Below are 19,707 nucleotides of genomic sequence, written 5' to 3' on the forward strand. Positions count from 1 at the left end.
TGTACGCGAGGAGTGCTCACTGTAGGGCAATCGCGGGGCCGCGAACCGATCCGCCGGCGGGGCGAAATGAAGTTAGGGGGGTAATGGCCGTACGCATATTTAGGGGTGCACGACCTGTTGTGACTGTTGATTGAATCGCTCGATCCCGCATTGTGCGATCGAGGTGTGCGAACATGACAGACGAAAGCCAGCTGGTCGAATACCTGCGTAAGGCGACGACCGAGTTGCAGCGCACCCGCTCCCGGCTGCACGAGCTGCAGAGCCGGGACACCGAGCCCATCGCGATCGTCGGTCTCGGCTGCCGCTACCCCGGTGGTGTGCGCACGCCCGAGGACCTGTGGGCGCTGGTCGCCGAGGGCCGTGACGCGATCACGGAGTTCCCGCGCGACCGGGGCTGGGACATCGCCAACCTGTACGACCCGGACCCGGACGCGGCCGGCAAGTCGTACACCCGTGAGGGCGGCTTCCTCAGCGACATCGACTTGTTCGACGCCGACTTCTTCGGGCTCAGCCCGCGCGAGGCCGCGGCCATGGACCCGCAGCAGCGGCTGCTCATCGAGACCAGCTGGGAGGCCCTGGAGCGCGGCGGCATCGACCCGGCGCAGCTACGCGGCAGCCGCACCGGCGTGTTCACCGGCGTCATGCACCACGACTACGGCGGCCGGTTCACCACCGCGCCCGACGGCTTCGAGGGCTATGTGCACACCGGCAGCGCGGGCAGCATGGCCGTGGGGCGGGTGTCGTACCTGTTCGGCTTCGAGGGCCCGGCGGTCACCGTGGACACCGCGTGCTCGTCGTCGCTGGTGTCGCTGCACTTGGCGGTGCAGGCGCTGCGCAACGGCGAATGCGATCTGGCTCTGGCCGGTGGGGTCGCGGTGATGAGCACCCCGACGTTCTTCACCGAGTACAGCCGCCAGCGGGTGCTGTCCACCGACGGGCGCTGCCGCTCCTTCTCGGCCGACGGCGACGGCACCGGCTGGTCCGAGGGCGTCGGCGTGCTGGTGGTCGAGCGGCTGTCGGACGCGGTGCGCCACGGCCACGACATCTGGGGCGTCGTACGCGGCTCGGCGGTCAACCAGGACGGGGCGTCCAACGGGATGACCGCGCCCAGCGGACCCGCGCAGCGGCGCGTCATCGAGGCCGCCCTGGTTGGGTCCGGACTCACCGCTTCCGATGTGGACATCCTCGAAGCGCACGGTACGGGCACCCGGCTCGGTGATCCGATCGAGGCCGAAGCGCTGCTGGCGACGTACGGCAAGAATCGCCCCTCCGGTCGTCCGCTCTTCTTGGGGTCGTTGAAGTCCAACATCGGGCACACGCAGGCTGCGGCAGGGGTGGCCGGGGTCATCAAGATGCTGCTGGCGATGCGGCACGAGGTAATGCCGCGCAGCCTGTACGCCGACCGGCCGACCACCGAGGTCGACTGGTCCACCGGCACCGTCGCCCTGCTCACCGACGACCGGCCCTGGCCAGCAGGTGAAACCCCGCGGCGGGCCGGCGTGTCCTCGTTCGGCATGAGCGGCACCAACGCCCACGTGATCCTCGAGGAATACACCCCCGCCCCCGCAGCTCCGGCCGGCGGTGACATCGCCCCGCTGGTGCTGTCCGGCAAGACCCCGCAAGCCGTGCAGAAGCAAGCCGAAACGCTGCGCGCGTATCTCATCGAACACCCGGACGTGCCGCTGGCCGCCGTCGCCCGCACCCTCGCCCTGCACCGCGCCCGTTTCCCGCACCGCGCTGCCGTAGCCGGTGACCGCGACCAGGTGCTGGAAGCCTTGCGCGCCATCGTTGCGGTGACCGCGGGCCCCGGCCGGATCGCCGCCATCTTCTCCGGGCAGGGCAGCCAGCACCTCGGCATGGGCCGCGACCTCGCCGACGCGTTCCCGGTGTTCCGGGCCGCGTTCGACGAAGCGTGCGCCGCGCTGGAGCCCGGCCTGCGCGAGGTCATGTGGGGCAGCGACGCCGAGGCGCTCAACCGCACCGAGCACGCCCAGCCCGCCCTGTTCGCGTTCCAGGTCGCCCTGGCCCGGCTGTGGCAGTCGTGGGGCGTGACGTTCACCGCCGTGGCCGGGCACTCGGTCGGTGAGATCGCCGCTGCGGTGGTGGCCGGGGTGCTGTCGCTGGACGACGCGGCCCGCCTGGTTTCCGCGCGCGGCCGGTTGATGCAGGCTCTGCCCGAGGGCGGCGCGATGCTTGCCGTGGCCGCCGCGGCCGGCGACGTCACGCCCACCCTGCACGGGGGTGCGGTGATCGCCGCGGTCAACGCCCCGGCCGCCGTTACGATCGCCGGGCCGGTCGCGGCGATCGAGCAGCTCGAGGCGACCTGGCGCGAGCGCGGGACTCGTACCCGCCGGCTGCGGGTCAGCCACGCCTTCCACTCCCCGCTGATGGACCCGATCCTGCCGGACTTCGCCGCGGTGGCCGGCGGGCTGACGTTCCGCGAGCCGGCCATCCCGTTCAGCGCCTCGGCCGGCACCGCTCACCCGGTCACCGACGCCCGGTACTGGGTCGGCCACGTGCGTCACGCGGTCCGTTTCCACGACGCCATCACGAACCTGGCGCCGGCCGACATCCTCGTGGAGATCGGCCCGGATGCCGCGCTCACCCCGCTGCTCGACTCGGCGCACGCCGCAATCGCCGGCTCGCACCGCGAACGCCCCGAAGTACCGGTCGTGCTGGGCGCCCTCGGTGAGGCGTACGCCCACGGTGCCGGCGTGGACTGGGCCGCCGTGCTGCCCGAGGGTGGGCGGGCCGACGTGCCGACGTACGCCTTCCAGCGCCGCCGCTACTGGCTGCCCAACGCCGTCGCGCACCGCGGCGCCGGGGCCCGGGTGCTCAACCATCCGCTGCTGTCCAGCGCCATGGACCTGCCCGAGCAGGGTGGCCTCGTGCTGACCGGGCGCATCTCACCCAGCACCGATGCCTGGCTGGCCGACCACGCCGTCGGGGACACCGTGTTGTTCCCCGGCACCGGGTTCCTGGAACTGGCCGGGCAGGCCGGTGCCGAGCTGAGCGACCTGATCGTGCAGGCGCCCCTGGTGCTGCCACCGTCCGGGGTCGATGTGCAGCTCTGGCTGGCCGCCGACGGCACCGACCTGGTGATCCGATCGTGCAACGCCGACGGGGAATGGACGGTGCACGCCCGCGGCCGCCTCGCCACCGGTGGCAAGGAATCCGGCTGGACGCCCGAGCAATGGCCCCCGGCCGGCGCCGAAGAGATCATGATCGACGAGCTGCGCGCCGACCTCGCGGACCGGGGTTACGCCTACGGCCCGTCCTTCCAGGGCCTGCGCGCCGCGTGGCGCTCCGGCACCGAGATGTACGCCGAGGTGGCCCTGCCCGACACCAACCGCGACCCTCGCTTCGGGCTGCACCCGGCGCTGCTCGACGCCGCCCTGCACCCCCTCGCCTACAGCGGTGGCGCGCAGGTACGGCTGCCGTTCGCGTTCAACGGAGTGACCCGGCACCGCTCGGGCACCTCCGCGCTGCGCGTACGCCTGCAGATCACCGGTGACCAGGTCCGCCTGGACGCCGCCGCGCCGACCGGCGAACCGGTACTGACCGTCGCCGAACTGGTGCTGCGCGCCGCTGACACCTCGCGCCTTGCCACTGTGGACAGCCGGACCGACCGGCTGCGCTACGAGGTGCAATGGGAGCCGATGACCGCCGAGGTGACCGGCCCGGCCCCGGGCACCTGGCTGATCCTGGCTCCCGGCACGACCGACATCTCCTGGGCGCAGCAGCAGGTCACCGACAGCGTCCGCGTCAGCCTGGCCGATCTGCCCGCTCCCGGTGGTTTCGCCGGTGTCCTCACCTATCTGCGCACTCCCGAGGAGCTGCTGCTGACCGTGCAGCAACTCGCCGCCGCTGGCTACCAGGTGCCGGTGTGGGGCCTCACCACCGACGCCGAGCACGACCCGCAGCAGGCGGCGGTCTGGGGTGCCGGCCGCGCGGCCGCGCTCGAACTGCCCGAGCTCTGGGGTGGGCTGATCGACGTGCAGGGCGAGCAGGCCGTGCCGCTCGACGCCTCCGAGGACCAGATCCGGGTACGCCCACAAGCCACCCAAGTCCCCCGGCTACGCCCCACCCCACCGGCCGCGCAGCCGTGGCACCCCACCGGCACGGTCCTCATCACCGGCGGCACCGGCGCCCTCGGCGCCCACGTGGCCCGCTGGGTCGCGGCTCAAGGCGGCTGTGACCTGATCCTGGTGTCCCGCAGCGGCCCGCAGGCACCGGGTGCCACCGCCCTGCACGACGAGCTGACCGCCGCCGGCACCCCGGTGCGCATCGTGGCCGCCGACGTCGCCGACCGCACCGCCGTGGCCGCCCTGCTCGCCGGCCTCGGCCCGGTGCACACCGTCATCCACGCCGCCGGAACCGGTCACCAGCAACCCCTGCTCGACACCACCCCGCAAACCCTGCGCAGCGTCATCGACGGCAAGGTCGAAGGCGCTCGGGTGCTGGACGAGTTGCTGCCCGAACTCGACGCGTTCGTGCTGTTCTCCTCCATCTCCGGGGTGTGGGGTGCCGGTCGGCAAGCCGCGTACGGCGCCGGTAACTCCGCGCTCACCGCCGTTGCCGCCGCCCGCCGCGCCCGCGGGCAGCACGCCACCGTGCTCGCGTTCGGACCGTGGGCCGAGGGCGGCATGGTCGACGCCGACGTCGAACGCCAGTTACGCCGCCAGGGCCTGACCCCGATGTCCCCGGCCACCGCAATCGCAGCCATGGCGGCCTCGGTGAGCGCGGGCACCGACTGCGTGCTCGCCGACGTGGTCTGGTCACGGTTCCTGCCGCTGTTCACCGCCAGCCGTCCGGCCCCGCAACTGCAGCCGCTGGAACGACGCATCGCACCCGCGGTCACCAGCACCGCCACTACCAGCGCGGCGGCCCCGGCCGGCTCGATGCTCGACCGGGTGCGCGGCGAGGTGGCAGCCACGATCGGGCAGACCGACGCCACCGGCATCGACGCCGACCGGCCGCTGCGCGAACTCGGCTTCGACTCGCTCATGTCGGTGCAGCTGCGCAACCGGCTCGCCGCCGCCACCGGGGTACGCCTGCCCGCCACGCTGGTGTTCGACTATCCGACCTCCGCGGCGCTGGCGTCGTACCTGGAAAAGCAGACCGGCACCAGCCGCGCCGCGCAACCGCACCGGCCGGTTGCCGTGGCCACGCCGGTCAGCGAGCCGATCGCCATCGTGGGCATGGCCTGCCGCTATCCCGGTGAGGTGAACGGACCGGGCGATCTGTGGAACCTGGTGGCCGAGGGACGCGACGCCATCGCCGGTTTCCCCGCCGACCGGGGCTGGGACCTGGCGCATCTCTACGATCCCGATCGCAGCCGGGCCGGGCGGTCGTACACCCGGCACGGGGGTTTCCTGAACGACCCGGCCGGTTTCGACGCCGACTTCTTCGGCATCCCCCCGCGCGAGGCCCTCGCCATGGACCCGCAGCAGCGGCTGCTGCTGGAATCGGCCTGGCACGCCCTCGAAGACGCCGGCATCGACCCGCAATCGCTGCGCGGCAGCCGCACCGGGGTGTTCGCCGGCATCATGTACAACGACTACTACAGCCGGCTCAACGGCATTCCCGACGGCCTCGAAGGCATCCTCGGGCTGGCCAACAGCAACAGCGTGATGTCCGGCCGCATCGCCTACCTGCTCGGGCTTGAAGGCCCGGCCATCACCGTGGACACCGCCTGCTCGTCGTCGCTGGTGGCCCTGCACCTGGCCGTGCAGGCGCTGCGCCAAGGAGAATGCGACCTGGCGCTGGCCGGTGGCGCGACCGTGATGGCCACGCCCAACATTTTCGTGGAGTTCAGCCGCCAGGGCGGGCTGTCGCCGGACGGGCGCTGCAAGTCCTTCTCGGCTGACGCCGACGGCACCGGCTGGTCCGAGGGTGTGGGCGTGATCGCCGTCGAGCGGCTGTCCGACGCGCGCCGGCTGGGTCACGAGGTGCTCGCCGTTGTGCGCGGCTCAGCGGTCAACTCCGACGGCGCCTCCAACGGCCTGACCGCCCCGAACGGGCCGTCGCAGCAACGGGTCATGGGCGCCGCGCTGGCCCAGGCCGGGCTGACGCCGGGCGACGTGGACGCGGTCGAGGCGCACGGCACCGGCACCCGCCTCGGCGACCCGATCGAGGCGCAGGCCATCATCGCCACCTTCGGCGAGGACCGTGACCGGCCGCTCTACCTGGGCTCGCTCAAGTCCAACCTCGGGCACTCGCAGGCAGCGGCCGGGGTCGGCGGCATCATCAAGATGGTCCAGGCGCTGCGCCACGAAACGCTGCCGCGCACCCTGCACGCCGACACGGCGACCACCGAGGTGGACTGGTCCGGCGGGGGTGTCGAGCTGCTGACCGAGCAGCAGCCGTGGCCGCGCCGCGAGCAGCCCCGGCGCGCCGGGGTGTCCTCGTTCGGCATCAGCGGCACCAACGCGCACGTGGTCCTCGAAGAAGGCGACCCGCGCCGGGTTCCGGCGGACGACCCGGGTGACAGCGAGCCGGTGCCGTTCGTGCTCACCGCTCGTACCGGCCGGGGGCTGCCGTTGCAGGCCGCGGCTCTGCGCGACGCGGTGCGGGCCGAGCCGGGGCTGCCGTTGCGCGATCTGGCGTGGTCGCTGGCCACCGCCCGCACCGGCTTCGACCACCGCGCGGTGGTGGTTGCCGCGGATCGGGCCGCGCTGCTGGACAGCCTTGACGCGTTCGCTACGCCCGGTGCGATTGTGCCTGCCTCGGTGGCTTCGGGGCAGCGGCGCCGGGGTCGTACTGTGCTGATCTTCCCCGGGCAGGGCTCGCAGTGGCTGGGCATGGCCCAGGCGCTGATCGCCGAGAACGCCACCTTCGCGGCCGCCATCCGCGACTGCGAGCAGGCCCTCGCACCCTGGGTCGAGTGGTCGCTGACCGAGGTGCTCGCCGACCCCGACCCGGCCGCGACCGCGCCGGTCGGCGTCGTACAACCAGCCCTGTTCGCCATGATGGTGTCGCTCGCCCGGGTCTGGCAGTCCTGGGGAGTCGAGGTCGCCGCCGTGGCCGGGCACTCCCAGGGCGAGATCGCCGCTGCCTGCGTGTCCGGGGCGCTGTCGCTGGCCGACGGCGCCCGCATCGTGGCCACCCGTTCCCGGCTGCTCGGCGAGCTTGCCGGCACCGGCGGCATGGTGGTGGTCGGCCTGCCGGTCGAGCAGGTCCAGCCCCGGCTGGGCGAGCGTCTGTCGATCGCCGCGGTGAACGGGCCCGCCACCGTGGTGGTGTCGGGACCCGGCGACGCGCTGGACGAGCTGCTGGCCGCGGCCGAGCGCGACGGCGTCTGGACCCGGCGGGTGGACGTGGACTACGCCTCGCACTCCGCGGCCGTGGAACCGTTGCGGGAGCGGCTGATCGCCGGGCTTGACGGGATCACTCCCACGGCCGGCTCGGCGCCGCTGTACTCCACCGTCACCGGCGAACGCCTCACCGGTGCCGAGCTGGACGCCGAATACTGGTACCGCAACCTGCGCGAGCCGGTGCGCCTGACCACGGCGATCGCGGCGCTAGCGGGCGACGGCTTCACCTTCTTCACCGAGAGCAGCCCGCACCCGGTGCTGGTGAACGCGGTCCGCGAAACCCTGGAAACGCTGGACACCGACGCGGTGGTGACCGGCTCGCTGCGTCGCGACGAAGGCGGCCGGGCCGGGCTGCTTCGCTCGGCGGCCGAGGGATACGCCGGTGGCCTCGGCGTGCACTGGCAGCGGGTGCTCGGCTCCGGCGGGCGCGTCAGCGTGCCGGGCTACACCTTCGCCCACGAGCGTTTCTGGATCGACGTCACCGACGCCGCCCCACGCGGCCGGCACCAGGCCACCCTGGACTCCTGGCGGTACGACATCACCTGGCACCCCCGCGAGGTCGCCGCCACCGCCGTCCCGGCCGGGCGCTGGCTGCTGCTGAGCACCGACGCAACCGGCCCGCTCGCCGAGCGCCTGCGCGCGCACGGCCTCGCCGCCGACGTGCTCACCCTCGGCGACACCGACCGTGCCCGGCTGGCCAAGCAACTCGCCGAACGCACCGGCGAGTACACCGGCATCCTTTCGCTGCTCGGACCCGACGAACGCCGTGACCCGGCGACCCCGGCGCTGACCCGTGGGCTGGCATTGAGCATCACCGCGATCCAGGCACTGTCCGACACCGGTTTCGCCGCCCCGCTGTGGACGCTCACCACCTCGGCGGTCGGCGTGGACGGCGAAGCCCCCGCCCACCCGGTGCAGAGCGAGCTGTGGGGGCTCGGCCGGGTCGCCGCGCTGGAGTACCCGCGCGGCTGGGGTGGGCTGATCGACCTGCCCGCCGACCCCGACGACGCGGCCCTCACCGGGCTGCTCGCGGTGCTGGCCGACCCCGGACCCGGCGAGGACCAGTGGGCGATCCGGGCCGGCGGTGCCCGGGTGCGCCGCCTGACCCGGCGGGCACCCCAGCCGGCCGCGGACTGGGAGCCGACCGGCACCGTGCTCATCACCGGCGCCACCGGCTCGCTCGGCCCGCACCTGGCCCGCTCGGTCGCCGAGCGCGGCGCCACCCACGTGGCGCTGCTGAGCCGCCGCGGCGAGCAGTCACCCGGGATGGCCGAGCTGGTCGGGGAACTGGCCGCCAAGGGCTGCACCGCGTCGGTGTTCGCCTGCGACGTGCGCGACCGCGACCGCCTCGCCGGGGTGCTGGGGGAGCTGGCCGCGGCCGGTCATCCGGTCACCACCGCCCTGCACGCCGCCGCGCACCTGGCCATCGAGGCGCTGGAGACCACGACATCGGAACGCTTTGCCGAGATCGTGGACGCCAAGGCCGCCGGTGCCATCAACCTGGCCGAGCTGCTGGACCGCGAACACCTGCGCGACCTGGTGCTGTTCTCCTCGATCGCCGGGGTGTGGGGCAGCGGTGACCACGGCGGCTACGCGGCCGGCAACGCGTTCCTCGACGCCTACGCCGAGCACGCCGCCGCCACCGGGCTGCCCGTGGTGTCGGTGGCCTGGGGCATCTGGGACGAGCAGGTCACCAAGGACCGCACCGACGCCGGCGCGGTGGTCCGCCGGGGTCTGCCGTTCCTGGACCGCGACACCGCGTTCGAGGGCCTGTACCAGGCGATGGCCGGCGGCACCGCGTTCCAGATCATCGCCGACGTGGACTGGCCCCGCTTCGTACCGGTGTTCACCTCGGCTCGGCCCAGCCCGCTGCTCACCGAGTTCGCCGCCGAACCAGGCGAGCCCGCTGGCAGCTCGGGCACCGGCCTGCGCGACCGGCTGGCCACGCTGTCCCCGGCCGACCGGGAACGCGAGATCCTGGAACTGGTGCGCGCGCACGGCGGTGCGGTCCTGGGCCGCTCCAGCGGAGAACTCATCGCCGCCGACGCGGACTTCCGGCAGACCGGGTTCGACTCGCTGCTCTCGGTCGACCTGCGCAACCGCCTGGCCACGGCCACCGGGCTGAAGCTGGCCCCGACGCTGCTGTTCGACCACACCACACCGGTGCGGCTGGCCAAATATCTGCTCGGTGAGTTTGCTTTCGACGACGGCGCCTCGGTGGACACCGTGCTGAGCCGCCTGGACCACCTGGAAACCGACCTGCGCACCCTGGCCACCGACGACACGCAACGGCTGCGGCTGGCCGCCCGGCTGGAAGCCCTGCTGCGCTCGGTGCGCCCCGACACCACCGCCCCGGCGCTCGACGCGGCGGGAAGCACCGAGGAGCTGCTCGCCATGCTCGACAACCAGTTCGGGGAGTCCTGATGGCCGCCGAGCTCAGCACCGAGGAACGCCTCGCCCGGCATTTGCGGGCGATGAGCGCCGAGCTGTCGGCGGCGCGCACCCGGGAGCAGAGCCGCCACGAGCCGATCGCCATTGTCGGGGTGGGCTGCCGCTACCCCGGCGGGATCAGCAGCGCGGAACAGCTGTGGGAGCTGGTCAGTGATCAGCGCGACGCGATCGCCGAGCTGCCGGTCAACCGCGGCTGGGATCTGGCCGGCCGGTACTCCGCCGACCCGGACACCCCCGGGCACAGCTACGCCACCACCGGCGGCTTCCTCGCCGACGCTGACCGCTTCGACGCCGAGTTCTTCGACATCTCACCGCGCGAGGCAGCCACCCTGGACCCGCAGCAGCGGCTGCTGCTGGAGGCCGCGTGGGAGGCGGTGGAGAACGCCGGCCTGGATCCCCGCTCGTTGCGCGACGCCCAGGTCGGGGTGTTCGCCGGCTCCAACATTCAGGACTACTCCCAGGTACTGGCCGCGGCGCCGATCGCGGCCGAGGGCTACGTCGTCACCGGCACCACCGGCGCCATGATCTCCGGACGGTTGTCGTACGTGCTGGGCCTGCGCGGGCCCTCGGAGACCATCGACACCGCATGTTCGTCGTCGCTGGTTGCCCTGCACCGAGCGGTGCAGGCGCTGCGCGACCGCGAGTGTGTGGCCGCGCTGGCCGGCGGGGCCACGGTGCTGACCACGCCGCGGGCGTTCAGCGAGTTCAGCCGGCAGCGGGCGTTGTCACCGGACGGGCGGTGCAAGGCGTTCGCCGCCACCGCCGACGGTTTCGGGCTGGGAGAGGGCGCCGGGCTGCTCTACCTGGAACGGCTCAGCGACGCCCAACGCCTCGGGCATCCGGTGCTGGCGGTCATCCGCGGCTCGGCGGTCAACTCCGACGGCGCGTCCAACGGCATCACCGCCCCGAACGGGCCCTCGCAGGAACGCGTGATCCGTGACGCGCTCACCGCCGCCGGGGTGAGCGCCGCCGAGATCGACCTGGTTGAGGCGCACGGCACCGGCACCCGGCTCGGCGACCCGATCGAGGCCCGCGCGTTGCTGGCGGTCTACGGCCCGGCGCACGAACCCACCCGCCCGTTGTGGATCGGCTCGGTCAAGTCCAACCTCGGACACTCGCAGGCCGCCGCCGGGGTGGCCGGGGTCATCAAGGCCGTCATGGCGCTGCAGCACCGCATTCTGCCGCCAACCCTGCACGTGCAGGAACTCACCTCCGAAGTGGACTGGTCGGCGGGGACCGTGCTGCCGCTGACCGAGGCCCGAGCGTGGCCGGTCGAGGATCGTCCGCGTCGCGCTGCGGTGTCCGCCTTCGGTATCAGCGGCACCAATGCCCACCTGATCCTCGAAGAAGCACCGGCGCCTTCGCCGGTGGGGGAGATCCCCGAACCGCCGCTCGTGCCGTGGCTGCTGTCCGCCCGTTCCGAGCAAGCCCTGCAGGATCAGGCGGCCCGGCTGCACGCCTGGCTCACCGATCGCCCGGAGGTTTCGGCGGCGGCGGTGGGGTGTTCGCTGGCGCACAGCCGCAGCCATTTCGAGCAGCGGACGGTGGTGCTGGAGCCGTCGTTGGAGGCGCTGGCTGCGGTGGCGACAGGGCAGGAACATGGCGATGTGGTACGTCCACAAGTCGCCAGCCCTGGACGTACCGCAATCCTGTTCTCGGGTCAGGGTAGTCAACGACCCGGCATGGGCCACGAACTGCACGCCGCCTACCCGGTGTTCGCCGCCGCTTTCGACGCGGTGTGCGACGAGTTCGACAGGCACCTGCGCCGCCCGCTGCGCGACGTGCTGGACACCCCCGAGGTCCACACCACCGAGTTCGCCCAGCCCGCCCTGTTCGCCGTCGAGGTGGCGTTGTTCGCGCTCGTCACCTCATGGGGTGTACGCCCGGACCGGCTGCTCGGCCACTCGATCGGTGAGCTGGTGGCCGCCCACGTCGCCGGGGTGCTGACGCTGAGCGACGCCTGCCGCATCGTGGCCGCCCGGGGCCGGCTCATGCAGGAGTTGCCCGCGGGCGGCGCGATGCTCGCCGTCGAGGCCAGCGAGGACGAGGTCAGCGCGGACGGCATTGCTGCGGACGGCATTGCTGCGGTTAACGGGCCGCGCTCGGTGGTGCTCTCCGGCGACGAGGAATTCATCGCGCAGCAGGCCGAACAATGGCGCGCCCAGGGCCGCCGGGTCAAACGTCTCGAAGTCAGCCACGCCTTCCATTCCGCGCGGATGGAACCCATGCTCGCCGCGTTCGGTGCTGTCACCGCCTCGGCGAGCTACGCCGAACCGCGCATCCCCATCGTCTCCGACGTGACTGGTCGCCTGGCCACGGCCGCCGAGCTGGCCGACCCCGCCTACTGGGTCGAGCACGTCCGCCGCGCCGTACGTTTCCACGACGGCCTGACCACCCTGCGCGCCGACGGCGTCACCACGTTTCTGGAACTCGGCCCCGACGCCGCGCTCACCCCCCTCGCCGGTGCCGACTGCGTTGCCGGTCTGCGCCGCGACCGCCCCGAACCCCGCGCGCTGCTCACCGCCCTGGCGACCCTGCACTGCCGCGGCGTCGAGGTGGACTGGACGGCCGTGCTGCCCGGCCCGGCGCCGGTGCTGGGCCTGCCCACCTATGCGTTCCAGCGCCGCCGGTTCTGGATGGATCCGGAGAACCCGCCGGCGCAGGGTCCCGCCGATCTGCCGCGCTACGCCGTGGTGTGGCGACCGCTGCCGGCCACCCCGGCTCCCGCGCTCACCGGCACCTGGCTGCTGGCCGGCGACGACCCCACCGGCGTCGCCGCCGCGCTGAGCGGTTCGGGGGCCGAGGTGCTGACCCTGCCCGCCGGGGCCGGCACCGATCGCGCCGGGCTGGTGAAGCTGCTCGGCGAGGCCGCCCTGCCCGCGCTGAGCGGCATCGTGTCCACGCTGGGGCTGCTGCCCGGCGAACCGGACGAGACGCTGGCGGGCACCCTCGCCCTGATCCAGGCGCTCGGCGACCACGGGGTGGGGGCCCCGCTGTGGTGCCTGGCATGCGACGACACCCCCGCCGCCGCAGCCGTGCAAGGACTCGGGCGGGTCGCCGCACTGGAGATTCCCGAGCGGTGGGGCGGCGTCCTGCAGATCGCCTCCGACGCCGGCGCCACCATTGATCTCGCACCGGCGCTGGCCACCGCCCTGAGCGGGCACACCGAGGACCAGATCGCCATCCGGGCCGACGGACTGCACGTCCGGCGCGTTGTCGCTTTGCCAGCCCGGCCCACCGCCGCGGCACCCCAGTTGCCCGGCACCGTGTTGATCACCGGCGGCACCGGCGGGCTCGGCGCCGAGGTCGCCGTGGCCCTGGCCGAGGCCGGCGCCGCACACCTCCTGCTGCTCAACCGCTCCGGCCCGGACAGCGCCGCCGCCACCCGGCTGCGCGACCGGTTGACCCGGCACGGCACCGGCGTGACGATCCAGGCCTGTGACGTGTCGGACCGCACCGCCCTGGCGGACGTTCTCGCCGCCATCCCGCCGGACCGCCCGCTCAGCGGCGTCTTCCACATCGCCGGGGTGCTCGACGACGGCGTGCTCGACGCGCTCACCCCGCAACGGCTGGCCACCGTGCTGGCCGCCAAAACCGGTGCGGCCCGGCACCTGCACGAATTCACCCGCGACCTCGACCTGGACGCGTTCGTGGTGTTCTCCTCGCTGTCCGGGGTGCTGGGCAACGCCGGGCAGGGTAACTACGCCGCCGCCAACGCCCTGCTGGACGACCTGGCCAGGCGCCGCCATGCCGACGGGCTGAGCGCCACGGCGGTGGCATGGGGGCCGTGGGCGAGCGCGGGCATGGCCGGGGGCATCGACACCGACCGGCTGCGGGGCAGCGGGTTGACCCCGATGCCACCGGACCGCGCTCTGGGCGCCTTGTGGCAGGCCATGGCCGCCGGTGAATCTGCGGTGCTGGTCGCCGACGTGAACTGGGACGCCTACGCCACCCGGGTTGCGGCGACCCGGGCGCATCCCGAGCTCGCCGAGCTGACCGGCCTCGCGGCCGGGCGACCCCCGGAGCGGCCCGACCTGGCTGCTCTGCCGCCCGCGCAGCGCCGCCAACGGCTGTCCGACTTGCTCAACGAGCACCTGGCGCTGGTGCTCGGGCACGGCGGCGGGTGGCGCCCGGACACCGAGCGGTCGTTCCAGGAACTCGGGTTCGACTCGCTGACCGCTGTGGAACTGCGCAACCGCCTCGACGCCGCGCTGGGGCTGAGCCTGCCGGCCACGCTGGTGTTCGACTATCCGAACCTGGGCGCGCTGCGGACGTACCTGGAAACGCTTGTGGGCGAGGAGAACGCCGATCCCGGCAGCGCGCTCGCCCAGATCGACCGGCTCGCCGCGACGCTCGGCGCTGTTCAGCTCGACGATGCGGCGCGTGGCCCGATCGAGGTCAGGCTGCGGCAGTTGCTGCAGGAATTCAGCGCCGAGCCCGCACGCAGCGGCACCGCGCAGCCGCTGAACGACGCCTCGGTCGACGAGGTGCTCGACTTCATCACCGGCGAACTCGGCATCTCGCTGCAGGACGGCCACGACCCGCACGGACGGTGACCACCACCGCCCCCGATCCGCGAAAGGTGCCACCCGTGGCCCCAGAACAGCAGCAGAGCTCCGGCGAGGACAAGCTGCGGCACTTCGTCAAGCAGCTCACCACCGAGCTGCGGCGCACCAAGCAGCAATTGGCCGCGCAGCAAGCCAGCGCCCGCGAACCCGTCGCCATCGTGGGGGCGGGCTGCCGGCTGCCGGGCAGCGTCACCACCCGTGACCAGCTGTGGCATCTGGTGGCCGCGGGCACCGACGCGATCTCGGGCTTCCCGGCCGACCGGGGCTGGGACACCGAGGCGATCTACGACCCCAGCGGCGAGCGGCCCGGCACGACCTACACCCGCGAAGGCGGATTCCTGTACGGCGCCGCCGATTTCGACGCCGCGTTCTTCCGCATCTCCCCGCGCGAAGCCGTCGGCATCGACCCGCAACAGCGCCTGTTGCTGGAGACGTCGTGGGAGGCCATCGAGGATGCCGGGATCGACCCGGCCCGGCTCGGCGGCACCCGCACCGGCGTCTACGTCGGCGCGGCCAGCCAGGGCTACGGCTTCGACGTGGGCACCGGCGGCGTCGGTGTCGAGGGCTACGGCATCAGCGGGGTGTCGACGTCGCTGCTGTCCGGGCGCATCGCCTACACCCTGGGCCTGGAAGGCCCCGCGCTCACCGTGGACACCGCCTGCTCCTCGTCGCTGGTCGCCCTGCACCTGGCCGTGCAGGCGCTGCGCCGCGGCGAGGTGGACCTGGCGCTGGCCGGTGGCGCCACGGTGATGGCCACGCCGAGCACGTTCGTCGAGTTCAGCCGGCAGGGCGGGCTGGCCCGCGACGGGCGCTGCCGCTCGTTCTCGGCCGAGGCCGACGGCACCGGCTGGTCCGAGGGCGCCGGCATGCTGCTGGTCGAGCGGCTCAGCGACGCCCGCCGGCTCGGCCACGACGTGCTTGCGGTGGTGCGCGGCACGGCGGTCAACCAGGACGGTGCCTCGAACGGGCTGACCGCTCCCAACGGCTCGGCGCAGCAACGGGTCATCCTCGCCGCGCTGGCCGACGGCGGCATCGCCCCCGAGGGCGTGGACCTGGTCGAGGCGCACGGCACCGGCACCAAACTGGGCGACCCGATCGAGGCCGAAGCCGTGCTGGCCACCTACGGCCAGGGCCGCGACCCGGCGCGCCCGGTGCGGCTGGGCTCGCTGAAGTCCAACATCGGGCACACCCAGTCGGCCGCCGGGGTCGCCGCGATCATCAAGGTGGTCGAGGCGATCCGGCACGACACCATGCCCCGCACCTTGTACGCCGAGAAGCCCTCACCCGAGGTCAACTGGTCGGCGGGCGCGGTGTCGCTGCTGGACTCGCCGCTGCCCTGGCCGCGGGGCGAGAACCCGCGCCGGGCCGGGGTTTCCGCGTTCGGCATCGGCGGCACCAACGCCCACATCATCATCGAGGAAGCCAGCGCCGAGCCGGTCCCGGTTGAGCCGAGCCTGCTGCCGGTGCCGCTGGTGCTGTCGGGTAGAACCGCTGACGCCGCCCGGGCTCAGGCCGCGGCTCTGCGCGCCCGGCTCACCGCCGCCGGCGACGACCTGGATCTCGCGGCGATCGCCCGGTCGGTGGCCACCACGCGCACCCTGTTCGACCAGCGCATCGCCGTGGTCGCCGGGAACCCCGAGCAATTGGACACCGCGCTCGCCGCCGCCGAGCCGGTTGCCGCCGGGCGTGGCCGGGTCGGTGTGCTGTTCTCCGGTCAGGGGGCTCAGCGTCCCGGCATGGGACGCGAGCTGGCCGCCCGGTTCCCGGTGTTCGAGGCCGCGCTCGACGAGGCGTGCGCGGTCATCGACCCACTGCTGGACCGCCCGCTGCGCGAGGTCATGTGGGACGAACCGGCCGAGGTGCTGGCCCGCACCGAGTACGCCCAGCCGGCGCTGTTCGCGTACGAGACCGCGCTCGCCCGCCTCTGGCAGTCCTGGGGCGTCACGTTCACCGCGGTAGCCGGCCACTCGATCGGTGAACTGGCCGCCGCCGTGGTCGCCGGGGTGCTGGGGCTGCACGACGCCGCGCTGATCGCCGTCACCCGCGGCCGGCTCATGCAGGCGCTGCCCGAGGGCGGGGCCATGCTCGCCGTCGAGGCCACCGAGGATGAAGCCGCCGTCCTGCTCGAAGGCGAAACAGAGGCCGCGATCGCCGCCGTCAACGGGCCCCGGGCGGTGGTGGTTTCCGGCGCCGCGAGCGTGGTGCAGCGCATCGAGGAGCACTGGCGTACCCGGGGCCGGCGGGTGTCGCGGCTGCGGGTCAGCCACGCGTTCCACTCCCCGCTCATGCAGCCCATGCTCGCCGAGTTCCGCACCCACCTGGCCGGGCTGCAGGTGCAACCGGGGGCGCTGCCCGTTCACCCGTCCGCCGACACCACGCATCCCTTCGGCACCCCCGATTACTGGGCCGACCACGCCTGCCACGCGGTCCGGTTCACCGCTGCGCTCGACGCGATGATCGATGCCGACGTGCTTGTCGAGATCGGCCCGGACGCGGTGCTCACCCCGATGGCCGGGCCGGACCGGATCGCGCTGGCCTCCGCCCGGCGCAACCAGGACGAGGTCGTCACGGTGCTGACCGCGCTGGCCCGCGCGCACGCCTACGGCGTTCCGATCGACTGGACCGCAGTGCTCGGCGAGGGCCCGGTCGTCCGGCTGCCCACGTACGCCTTCCAGCACACCTCGTACTGGCTGAACGCCCCGGCCCGCCCGGTCGCCGGCCGGCACACGGCCGACGACGACGCGTTCTGGACCGCCGTGCACCGCCAGGACACCAGCGAGCTGACCACCGCGTACGGCGCCCCCGCCGACCTGCTGCCCGCCCTGCCCGCCTTCGCCCAGTGGCACCAGCAGATCCGCGACCGGCAGGCCGCCGACGCCTGGCGGTACCGCATCACCTGGCGCCCGCTGACCCCACCGCCGGGCACCACCCGCGTCCCCGGCACCTGGCTGGTCGTCCAGCCCAGCGGCGACACCGGCGCCACGGCTTCGCGGCTGCGCGCGCTCACCCGCATCCTCGCCGACGTGGTCACCGTGCCGATCGGCGACGACCGGGCCGCGACCGCCGCCGCCCTGCGCACCGAGGTCGCTGCCGTACCCGTGCTGTCCGGGGTGATCGCCCTGCTCGACCGGCCCGGCGACGTCCAGGTTCTGGTCCAGGCGCTGGGCGACACCGGGATCGGTGCCCGGCTGTGGTGCCTGACCACCGGCGCCACCGGCGTGGACCCGGGCGAGGCCCCCGCCGACCCGCGAGCCGCAGCCGTGTGGGGGCTGGGCCGCGTCGCCGGGCTGGAACACCCCGACCGGTGGGGTGGGCTGATCGACGTACCGGCTTCCCTGGACGAGCGGACCACCGGCCTGCTCGCCGGTGTGCTGGCCGGCGACGGCCGGGAGGACCAGGTCGCCGTGCGGCCCAGCGGCGTCTGGCTGCGCCGCCTGCAACCCGCGCCCGCCGTCCGGCCCGACCAGCCCTGGACCCCGCGCGGCACCGTGCTGATCACCGGCGGCACCGGATCGCTGGGCGCGCACGTCGCCCGCCGGCTCGCCGCGCAGGGCGCCGAATCGATCGTGCTGTTGTCCCGCCGCGGCCCGCAAGCACCCGGAGCCGCCGACCTGGTCAGCGATCTGCGGCACACCGGCGCCCGGGTGCAGGTCATCGCCGCTGAGGCCGCCGACGCCAAGCAGCTCCGGGCCGTGGCCGACCGCCTGGCCGCCGAGGGTGAGCCGGTACGAGCGGTTTTCCACACCGCCGGAGTCGGCCAGAACACCCCGATCGACCAGACCAAGCCCGAGGAATTCGACGCCGTGTACACCGGAAAGACCGCCGGTGCTCGCGTGCTCGACGAGCTGTTCCCCGGCCTCGACCGGTTCGTGCTGTTCTCCTCGATCGCCGGGGTGTGGGGCAGCGGCCGCCAACCCGCGTACGCCGCCGCGAACGCCTACCTCGACGCGCTCGCCCAGCGCCGGGCCGCCCGGGGTGAGCACGCCGTTGCTGTCGCGTGGGGTGTGTGGGCCGGCTCGGGCATGGTCGACGCCGGTGGTGAGCGGGAACTGCGGCGCCGCGGGCTCGTACCCATGCCCGCCGACCAGGGCATCCGGCAACTGGAACGGGTGCTCGACGGCGACCGGGGTGCGCTCGTGGTGGCCGACATCGACTGGCCGGCGTTCCTGGTCGGCTACACCGCGGCCCGGCCCCGCCCGCTGCTGGACGAGCTGCCGCAGGCCGCCACCGCCCAGCCTGCCACCCCGGCCGTGGCGCAGCCGGCGGCGCGACATGCGGCCGAGCTGACCGGCGCCGAGCGCGACGCCGCGCTGAACGCCCTGGTGCGCCAGACGGTTGCCGGTGCGCTGGGCCGTACCGACCTGACCGGTGTGCCCGACGACCAGCCGTTCGTGGAACTGGGCCTGGACTCGCTGTCCGCCGTCGAGATCCGCAATCAGCTGGGCGTGTCCACCGGGCTCGCGCTGCCCGCCATGCTGGTGTTCGACCATCCGAGCGTCGCCGCCGTGTCCACGTTCCTGGCCCAGGCGCTGGATGACAGCGGCTTCGCCCGCCACGACGGCGGGCCTGCTACCACCGGCGACGACGCCGAGTCGTTCGCTGCCATCTACCGCACGGTCGCCCTGCGCGGCCGGATGACCGAGGTGGAAGCGCTGCTCACCGGGGCGTCCGGGGCCCGCACCCGGTTCACCAGCCCCGGCGAGGCCCGCACCGGCGTGGTCCGCCTGGCCGGCGGCGACGACACCCCGGCGGTGATCTGCTTCCCACCGTTCGCGCCCGTCGAGCAGTCGCTGCAGTTCGCCCGGCTGGCCATGTTCTTCCGCGAACACCGCGAGCTGACCATGGTGGAGGTGCCCGGCTTCCAGCCCGGCTCGGCGCTGGCCGACTCGCTCGGCACCCTGCTGGAGGTGCTGGCCACGCAGACCGAGACCGCCGCTGCCGGTAAGCCGTTCGTGCTCATGGGCTACTCGTCCAGCGGCTGGATGGCCCACGCTGTGGCGGAAGTGCTGCAGCAGCGGGGGCTGGTCGCCGACGGCGTCGTGCTGCTCGACACGTACCTGCCGGACAGCATGTCGCTGCCCCTGCGCCAGGCGATGAACTACGAGGTGAACGAGCGGCGGTCCCGCTTCACCACGATGAACCTGACCACGCTGACCGCGCTGGGCACGTACCGGGCGATGTTCCGGCCGTGGCAGCCTTCCCCGATCCAAGCGCCCACGTTGTTCGTGGCGCCCGAGGACTGCATCGCCGGGGACCCGCAAGTCCCGCCGGTCCCGGGGGAGTGGCGGGCGCAGTGGCCGTTGCCGCACACCCGGGTCAGCGTGCCCGGGGGGCCCCGCCCCAACGCTGCCCCGCGCCCCCCCCCGGGCGCC

2 protein-coding genes and 1 pseudogene are annotated in these 19,707 nt (G+C 73.6%); all 3 read left to right on the plus strand.

From position 1 onward, the window contains the following. The first annotated feature begins 173 nt into the window (after positions 1–173). Complete coding sequence (locus TFC3_RS11155) at positions 174–9,740, plus strand: type I polyketide synthase (protein ID WP_067498957.1); 9,567 nt, start codon at positions 174–176, stop codon at positions 9,738–9,740. Continuing rightward, the gene (locus TFC3_RS11160; protein WP_067498959.1) at positions 9,740–14,323 is read left to right on the plus strand and encodes a type I polyketide synthase; all 4,584 of its coding nucleotides are present in this window, start codon (positions 9,740–9,742) and stop codon (positions 14,321–14,323) included. The genes TFC3_RS11155 and TFC3_RS11160 overlap by 1 nt, the downstream gene beginning before the upstream one ends. Before the next feature lie 53 nt (positions 14,324–14,376). Next, a pseudogene (locus TFC3_RS11165) lies at positions 14,377–19,707 on the plus strand (type I polyketide synthase); the annotation flags it as partial.

Origin of the sequence: Actinoplanes sp. TFC3 (assembly GCF_001553785.1) — a bacterium.
Lineage (GTDB): Bacteria > Actinomycetota > Actinomycetes > Mycobacteriales > Micromonosporaceae > Actinoplanes.